Source organism: uncultured Methanobrevibacter sp., from assembly GCF_902771435.1.
In the GTDB taxonomy this organism is placed as follows: Archaea; Methanobacteriota; Methanobacteria; order Methanobacteriales; family Methanobacteriaceae; genus Methanocatella.
In genome coordinates this window covers 1-8650 of record NZ_CACXXB010000044.1, presented here as the reverse complement: position 1 = coordinate 8650, position 8650 = coordinate 1, and the positions used below count along the sequence as shown (strand labels likewise).

Below are 8650 nucleotides of genomic sequence, written 5' to 3'. Positions count from 1 at the left end.
ATCGTAAATCATATCAAAGGTGAATAAAATGGAAATTAACTTTAGACATGAAATCAATGGCCAAAAGGTCATTACAGCAGTAGCCCAAGATGCAGACACAAATCAAATTCTAATGTTGGCAAACATGAATAAGGAAGCGCTCCAAAAAACAATTGAAACAGGCAAAGCCCATTACTGGAGCACTTCAAGAAACAAAATATGGTTGAAAGGAGAAAGCTCAGGACACTTCCAGGAAGTTAAGGAGATTCTTGTTGACTGTGATATGGATGCAATCGTTTTAAAAATAAAACAAACAGGAGCAGCATGCCACGAAGGCTATCTTTCATGTTTCTTTAGAAAATTAAATACTGAAAATGTCGACATTGAAGATTTAAAAGAAGATGATTTGGAAATTATCCTGGAAAGACTCGTAAACCCTGACGAAGTGTATTAAGATGAAACGAATTATCCCAGATACAAGTGCTGTCATTATAGGCGCAATAAGTGAAATTGTCGAAAAGGAAGACCTTGATTATCCAGAAATCATCGTGCCTGAAGCAGTTGTATGCGAACTTGAACATCAAGCCAATGCCAATAGAAGTGAAGGTCATAAGGGCTTAAAGGAACTTCAAAAATTGCAACGCATGCAATATGAAGGAGAATTGGCAATTGATTTTAAAGGCAAGCGTCCAACCAACTACGATATAAAATATGCTAAAAGCGGTGAAATTGACAGCATCATAAGAGATTTGGCAAGATCCGAAATGGGAACATTGCTTACAAATGACAAGGTGCAAGCCGAAACAGCAAAAGCTCAGGGAATTCCAGTTTACTATTTTGAACAGAAATACATTGAAAAAGCTCTCTCAATTGAAAGCTTCTTTGATGAAAATACAATGTCAATACATTTGAAAGAAAACGTTTGTCCGATGGCCAAGAAAGGAACACCAGGCCATATTGATTTTGTAAAACTTGATGACAAGCCTTATTCCTACTCACAACTTCATGAAATTGTAGATGAAATTCTTGATAAGGCAAAAAGCGATTCAAAAACATATTTGGAATCATCAAAGGAAGGCTCATTTGTCGTTCAATCAAGAGAATACAGAATTTCAATAGCTTATCCACCATTTTCCGAAGGTTTGGAAATTACTGTTGTAAGACCTGTTGCCAATATAAGTCTGGAGGAATATCACTTATCCGACAAATTGCTTGAAAGAATCAGAACCAATGCCGAAGGAATCCTGATTTCAGGTTCCCCAGGAGCAGGTAAGTCCACATTCGTACAGGCCATTGCAAAATACTATTCATCAAAATTAAATAAAATTGTAAAAACAATGGAATCTCCAAGAGACTTGCAATTGCCCGATGATATTACCCAATACAGTCCATTAGAAGGCAGCATGGAAAATACTGCTGATGTATTGTTGCTTGTAAGACCTGATTACACCATCTATGATGAACTTAGAAAAAATACTGACTTCAGCATTTTTGCCGATATGAGGTTGGCAGGTGTTGGAATGATTGGTGTTGTCCATGCAACAAGACCTATTGACGCAATACAGAGAATTGCTTCAAGAGTGGAACTGGGTGTAATTCCATCCATTGTCGATACAAGCATTTACATTGAAAACGGTAAAGTCACTCATGTTTATGAAACAAAAATGACCGTCAAAGTTCCAACCGGAATGAAGGAAGCTGATCTTGCAAGACCAGTCATTGAAGTTCGTGACTTTGAAACTGGAGATTTAAAAAACGAAATTTATACCTACGGTGAACAGACCATTGTAATGGACATGGATTTGGTTAATGGAACCGGCCAGAATGAAACTCACAAATCAGCTGTCGACAAGATTGCCGAAAAGGAAATTTTAAGAAAAATTAAAAGGATTCTTCCAAAAAAGGCAAAAGTTGATGTTGAAGTAATATCACCAAACAGAGCAAATATTTACATTCCCGAAGACTTCATTCCGAAAATCATCGGTAAAAACGGGAAAAGAATTGCCGAGATTGAAGAAAGTATTGGCATAAGTCTTGGAGTGGAAATAATTGAAGAAAAACCTGTGAATAAGGCCCCATTTGAAATCGATATTACCCATACAAGAAATCAGTTGATTTTGGAATTGGGAAAAGACAATGGAAGAGATAATTTTGACATTTATATAAATGGAGAATACCTATTAACCGCAACCACATCCAAAAAAGGTGAAATTAAAATCAAAAAAGGAATAGATCTTTCTGATTTCATTATTGAAGCCATTGAAATGGGATTGGAAATTACTGCCATAAGAAAATAGGAGACTAACATGAAAATTGGAGCATCAACACTTGCAGGCATAGAATTCGAACTGGAAAAAACATTAGATTTCATTGAATCATTAGGTATTGAATATGCAGAGCTTGTACATCAATACCCTGCAGAATTTATAGATTCTGAGATATTGGAAAGTTATAATTTAAAGTATTCAATTCATGCTCCGTTCATGGACGTTAATATTGCCAGCCCGCAAGACCAGAGCAGATTAAATTCAATAGCCCAGATTAAATCTTCAATTGATTTGGCAAATGAAATAGATGCTGAAGCCGTAGTGGTTCATCCTGGACTAATTTCATTTTTAGCAAACAAATATTTTAAAAAAGAAGTTTATGAGTTTGCAAATGATTCAATTAAAGAAATTGGAGATTATGCCAAAGATTTAGGTGTTTTAGCAACAATCGAAAATATGCCCAATTTCGAATCAATGATTTATCAGAATATTGTTGATTTGAATCAAATGCTTGTAGAAAATGAGATGTATATGACTTTGGACATTGGACATGCAAACCATGTAGGATATGCTCCAGACGAGATGATTTTTGATTCCATAAAACACGTACATGTGCACGATAATTTAGGTGATGATGACACACACCTGCCATTAGGTGAAGGCTCTATTGATTTAAAATACATCATCAACACTCTTGAGTCAAAAAATTATGATGGCATCTACATACTCGAAGTAAATGATTACGATTCCATTAAAAAAAGTAATGAATATATGAAGAAAAACTTCTAGAGAAGTTTTCTTTCTTTAATCTCTTTTTTAAAATACAGATATTTTGAATCTATAACGCTTCTAATAGTTTCAGCTGTTTTTTTACCGATTCCCTCAACTTCCTGGAGGTCTTTTTCAGAAGCATTAATTACATTGCCCACAGTACCAAAATGTTCCAGTAAAGCTTTAGCATTAACGGGACCAATATTAGGCAAGGATTCTATAATGAACAATTGTTGCTCAAGCAAACTAACAGGTTTTTTATCTGTTCTAATTTGAACTGGAGTATGTTCTCCATTCTGTTCACGTATTGCAATTCTTTTAATCATTGCTGCAGTATCCTGAGCATTACGAGTAGGAATAATACTAATTCCAAAATCCAGTGCAATAGATGCAATAGACCCTCTAATTGCATTAGCATTGACCATACCTGCGTATAAGTCATCACCTTCAAGAATTAGTAAAGGCTTTTTAAATTCTTCAGACAATTCACGAGCCTGCTTAAATAATCTTTTGTCAATAAGTGAATCTACAAAATCCTTAGTGGTTTTTCTTTCAATAGCCACCTCATCACTAACCTGATAATCCGCAACGGCCATTGATTGGATTTTAACATCCATTTCCATTTCGGTCAAATGCCTAATTACCTTTGAATTTCCTTCACGAGAATCTGCATAAACAACAGGGAAATCATTTTCTTTTTCGGGCTTGTCAATAACTTTAACTTTCTTTTCGTTTTCCATTCTTTGAACTGCAGATTGATTTAATTCTCTTAAAACATCCTCATCAATTAATTGATTTTTCATGCGCTGTTCTTTATTAATGGAAGACCAGTAATAACCTTCGTCCCGTGTTCCGTTTGTTACCAAAACTTTGACACGGCCAGTTCTTTTACGACCTGTTCTACCTCTTCTTTGAATCATCCTAACTTCAGAAGGAACTGGTTCATATAATATAACCAAATCGACGGCAGGAATATCAATACCCTCTTCGGCAACACTGGTTGATAAAAGAACATCATATTCGCCCATTCTAAATGATTTAATAATAGCTTTTTGTTGTTTTTGAGTTAGACCCTTTTCACCGTCTTTTGCTGCCTGGCCAAAGAATTTAGCGGATTTAATTCCTTCATTTTCAAGCTTTTGGTGAATCATTTCAAGGGTATCCCTATATTGAGTAAAAACAATAATTTTAGAAGAAGTGTCATCTTCATTCTCTGCAAATCTTGTTGATTGAAGTTTAGTTTGACCATCCCCAGATCCAAGTTCCTTTTTAAGAATTTTTGAAAGTTCTCTTAATTTTGGATGCTCCAAACCATTTTTTTCAGCAGTTCTTGCAAGTTTAACTGCTCGGGAAAAATTATCATCCCACATCAATGACTTTGCAGCTTTGGTTTTCTTTTTACGTAACCTTGCAACATATTTATTGAAAGTGGATACGCCTTGAGTTTCAATTAACTCCTCGGCATGCTGCAGATTAATAACTGCACTCAATATTGAAATGGCCTGAAACAAATCCTTATCAGGGTTTGTTGTTCTGGCAATTTCACCTTGAATTCTGCCTCTAGCTTTTAAAATATCAGTTTTTCCAACAGAAACCGTTTTGATAACACCCATATTTTTTAAAGCTTTAAGCCTAATCTTTAACGCCTTATTAACATTGGTTTTAATTTTTTCCAATTCTTCACTCATCTTAATTCTAACCCAGTCAATTTCAACCGGATTAAAATATGGTTTAACATCACTGTCCTCTTCTGTCTTAACAACGATGTTTTGAATATAGAGATTTTTGCAAACTTCATTAATTTTTGACTTATCTGAACCCGGAGAAGCTGTCAAACCCAATATTAAATTAAATTTGGATTCTCGAACATATCTAGATGCCAAATAAACATATGAATAAGATCCAACACCATGGTGGCATTCATCAAAAACAATCAGGGAAACACTGCTTAAATCATAACGGCCATTCAATAAGTCAGATTCGACTGTTTGAGGTGTGGCACAAATAATTCTGGATTCCTCCCATCTTTTAACACGTTCATCGGTTTTAATAGCTCCTGTTATAGAAGTGCACGGAAGGGTTAAAAATTCTTTAAAGCTGTCTTCATGCTGAATGGCTAAAGGTTTGGAAGGTGCCAAAACAAGGACTTTGGAATTTTTGACTTTATTCAACCTGTCAGCTGCAACCAATATTGCCACTATTGTTTTACCTAATGCAGTAGGTGCTACAACCATGGTATTTCCTTTTTTCAGCACATCCCCAGCTAGAATCTGCTGATAAAGTCTTGATTCAATTGCATCTTTTTTAAGTAAAGGATGATTAATATAACTAGTCATAACAAAGCCCTCTAAACAAAACAAATTTTTAAATCTACCAATAACCCTACTACATATTATTTTTTTGAATATTTATAAACATTAAGAGAGAGCATCTGAAAAGTAATAGCAGTTACTAAAAGGCCACAACATTAACATTCCTTTACAAAACTTGTCAGACATTACAAAAATAACTTCAAATAGAAAAAAATAGTTTAAAATAAAAACATTGATATGCTGAAAAAAGACCTGATTTCAAGCCCAATGAAAAAAATTACGAATTATAGAATAGATTAACTATTCTTTAAAATCATGAATAACAGATTTAAACTTGGTAGCTGCCTCACCGATGGCCACTATCATTTCACAATCCAAATTTAGTGCCTTTTTAATACCATCTGCGACATCATCCTTATCTGCACCAAGTGTACCGTCTTTTTTAAATTCACTCATGTGGTTTAAGAATATCCGGTCATTGAGTCTTGAATTTTCATTCAATTTTTCAATGGCTATCTTTTGAGATACTGGAGATGCCGGAACTACAAATCTTGAAAATTTCAGTACGCTATTAAAAATATTCAAGTCACTAGAATAGCCTGACTCGGAAGATATTGTAATGACTGTTGTAAACTCTCCAAACAACTTTTGAAATTCCTTTAAAACAGTCTGAACGCCGGCAGGATTATGAGCATAATCTACATAAACAGTTTTGCCGTCAATCGAATCAACTTTTTCCATTCTTCCTTCCACACCTGTAAAGGTGGATATTGGTTTTAATATCTTATTAAACGGCAACCCTAAAAATTCGTGAGCTGCAATAATTACGCCAGTAACATTATATACATTATGAAGCCCATCAATTGCCATCTTAACAGTTAATTTTCCTTCAGGAGTGTGCAAATCAAAAGTCCTATTATTCAAATCCACATTTGTTGCAATGTAGTCCACTTGAGGAGTTGTTAGGCCACATTTACAAAAGTAATAACCGCAACCTGAAATAATTTCCTTAACGGTGATTTCATTACCGCAGACACATTCCTTTAAACCGATTGAGTCAGGAGTTTCATCAACACCAAAAGTAATCACTTCACCATCATAGTTCAGTTGCCTTAAAAGTCCCATGACTGTCGGGTCATGACCATTGACAATAATCTTTTTGCCATTTAACTCTTCAATCAATTCACCTTTTACACGAGCATAATCCATAAAGCTGCCTAAATCCTTTAAATGATCAGGAGTGATGTTTGTAATCAAACCACAGCCCATTTCGGTATTTTTCACAATTCTTCCAACAGTACCTGGAACACCGAAGGTTCCCACTTCCAGAATTCCAACATCAGCTTCCAATCTAGATTGTAAAATCGGAATGAATTCTGCATTCCCCTGCATTCCTTCCAGATTATGTTTACATGGATTTATCCCATTGTCTTCAGCGATTTTTTTAAGTAAAGTTGTTGTGGTTGTTTTACCGTTGGTACCTGTTATTCCAAATACCGGTTTATCTGCTTTAAAAATTTCTATAACATCAGTTAATTGTAAAACTGGTTTATTGATTCTTTTGTAAACTTTGGAATCTTTAGATAAACTGGCAGGCGGAATTATATAATCTGACTTTTCGAAAAATTCATCTGGAGTTTCACCATAGAAAACTTCAATGTCATAACCTTCGAGAGCACTTGCAAATCTGCAATCCTGTTTTTGTGAAATATCAGTTCCAATGACATTGAATCCTCTTTCCTTAAGGATTCTTGCAATCAAATTGCCATTAGCACCGCAAACACCAATCACTCCGAAAGTGGTGTCTTTTCCAAAGTCAGATTCATCCATATTTTTTACTTCCAATAATATTAAATTAAAAAAAGAATAGTTGAGAAAATCTATTCAAAGCGAACAAGATTTTCTAAGTCTCCATAAACAACATCCAATCCACACATAGATGGAACATAGTTTGCTGCTTTTGCTGAATTTACACCAATTACTTCAAAGCCCATCTCTTCAATAGGTGCTACAACCATACAAGTATCGCAGACAACATTACCGCCTGCATCCTCAATAGTTTTGGTATATCCCATCCTATCTGCAGTTGCTTTAACACTAACTGATGTACAAATCCATAATTTATTTTTAATAGTTTTTCCTTGAACAATGTTAGCTACCTGTTTAATCTCTTCCAAAGATGCATGAGGACAACCTAAACAAATCAAATCAGGTTCCCTGTCAGTTGTAGTTAATTTTTCACGAGTTTCAAGAATTTCCTTATCGGATATAAACATTATATCTTCAACTTCTTCCTCACCTGCAACATCCGCTTCGGGAGTAACATCCTTAACGTGATATAACGCTACAGAACCTGATGAAGCAAGTGCTGCTCCTAAAGTTTTTAAATCATTGTTGTTTGGAACATTTTGAAGCTTGAATAATGGAACTCCTCCACCTACAACCTTACCGATAATATAACCTAATGCACCAAAGTCAGCGCCTTTTAACTCGGTTGTAACATTAACAACCAAATTAGCTTTCCTGTTTTCCTCCAAATGGAAACCATATAATGGAGTTTTTCCAACGATTGCTGCAGCAAGTGCGGCAGGCCCGCCTTCACGGTTGGTTCTTGCACCGATTACAGAATTACCATATGCAACGGCAGATGATTCAGACCATGAAATATGATCTTTAAATCTAGGAACATTTCCAACCAGATAAGGAGTGCATGTACAGGTTTTTGCTATTCCAAGTTCTCCATAAGCATCTACAATCTGATTTTGTTTTATTGCAAAATCACGGGGAAAACCAAGTTTTTCCCAATTATCCAAATCAGTTCCAGGAGGGTTTAAAGATGCGTTTACACTTGCTACACCTAAACCATCACCGGCCAAGTCTTGCAAGTACTCTAAACCAGCTTCACCAATAGTTTTGTAGGAAACACCGGAAACTTGTGCAGATGTAATATCCACTAATTTTGAAGCACCATAGATATCTCCTAAAGCAACCAATATATCCATGCTTTTTCTAATAGTTTCTCCAAACTCTCCATCACACATCTGTTGTTCTTTTTTTGTTAAAAACATATTAATCATTACTTAATTGATATTCAACCATTTCATTAACAAGGTGTAAGAAATTATCTTTGCTTTCAAATGGAATCATGGCTCCAGCAGCAATATCGTGGCCTCCGCCTTGGCCTCCGAAATTGTTGGAAGAGTCTCTAAGGGCACTGCCCAAATCTACACCTTTGCTAACCATTTCTCTTGTTGTTCTACCAGAAATTTTAATATCATTATGGAGTCTTGACATTCCAATTACAGGTTTAGAATTATCCAA

7 protein-coding genes are annotated in these 8650 nt (G+C 35.3%); 3 read left to right on the top strand and 4 right to left on the bottom strand.

The window, feature by feature from the left end; translation table 11 throughout:
- The first annotated feature begins 28 nt into the window (after positions 1-28).
- Genes hisI through QZU83_RS09315 form a run of 3 tightly spaced genes read left to right on the top strand, consistent with a single transcriptional unit; the run spans position 29 to position 3035 of the window.
- Complete coding sequence (gene hisI / locus QZU83_RS09325) at positions 29-433, top strand: phosphoribosyl-AMP cyclohydrolase (RefSeq protein WP_292609076.1); 405 nt, start codon at positions 29-31, stop codon at positions 431-433.
- Between the two features lies 1 nt (position 434).
- A complete protein-coding gene (locus QZU83_RS09320; RefSeq protein WP_295611710.1) occupies positions 435-2276 on the top strand; it encodes a PINc/VapC family ATPase in 1842 nt (613 codons plus the stop codon).
- A 9-nt stretch (positions 2277-2285) separates the two neighbouring features.
- A complete protein-coding gene (locus QZU83_RS09315) occupies positions 2286-3035 on the top strand; it encodes a sugar phosphate isomerase/epimerase (protein ID WP_295611708.1) in 750 nt (249 codons plus the stop codon).
- Here QZU83_RS09315 and QZU83_RS09310 read toward each other — a convergent pair.
- The 4 genes from QZU83_RS09310 to QZU83_RS09295 all read right to left on the bottom strand — a co-directional run.
- Positions 3032-5353 (bottom strand): DEAD/DEAH box helicase, encoded by a 2322-nt coding sequence (locus QZU83_RS09310; protein WP_295611705.1) that lies wholly within the window; start codon positions 5351-5353, stop codon positions 3032-3034. The genes QZU83_RS09315 and QZU83_RS09310 overlap by 4 nt on opposite strands.
- A 276-nt stretch (positions 5354-5629) precedes the next feature.
- A complete protein-coding gene (locus tag QZU83_RS09305) occupies positions 5630-7159 on the bottom strand; it encodes a Mur ligase family protein (RefSeq protein ID WP_295611703.1) in 1530 nt (509 codons plus the stop codon).
- A 50-nt stretch (positions 7160-7209) separates the two neighbouring features.
- Positions 7210-8397, bottom strand: a complete 1188-nt coding sequence (locus tag QZU83_RS09300; RefSeq protein WP_295611700.1) for an aconitase X catalytic domain-containing protein — start codon at positions 8395-8397, stop codon at positions 7210-7212.
- 1 nt (position 8398) lies between these two features.
- Positions 8399-8650 (bottom strand): DHH family phosphoesterase (locus tag QZU83_RS09295; RefSeq protein ID WP_295611698.1); only part of this gene is annotated, 252 nt, incomplete at its 5' end.

What these genes read in the sequence shown, in the direction of transcription:
- hisI (WP_292609076.1), top strand. Translation starts at nt 29, where the DNA reads ATGGAAATTAACTTTAGACATGAAATCAATGGCCAAAAGGTCATTACA.
- QZU83_RS09320 (WP_295611710.1), top strand. Translation starts at nt 435, where the DNA reads ATGAAACGAATTATCCCAGATACAAGTGCTGTCATTATAGGCGCAATA.
- QZU83_RS09315 (WP_295611708.1), top strand. Translation starts at nt 2,286, where the DNA reads ATGAAAATTGGAGCATCAACACTTGCAGGCATAGAATTCGAACTGGAA.
- QZU83_RS09310 (WP_295611705.1), bottom strand. Translation starts at nt 5,353, where the DNA reads ATGACTAGTTATATTAATCATCCTTTACTTAAAAAAGATGCAATTGAA.
- QZU83_RS09305 (WP_295611703.1), bottom strand. Translation starts at nt 7,159, where the DNA reads ATGGATGAATCTGACTTTGGAAAAGACACCACTTTCGGAGTGATTGGT.
- QZU83_RS09300 (WP_295611700.1), bottom strand. Translation starts at nt 8,397, where the DNA reads ATGTTTTTAACAAAAAAAGAACAACAGATGTGTGATGGAGAGTTTGGA.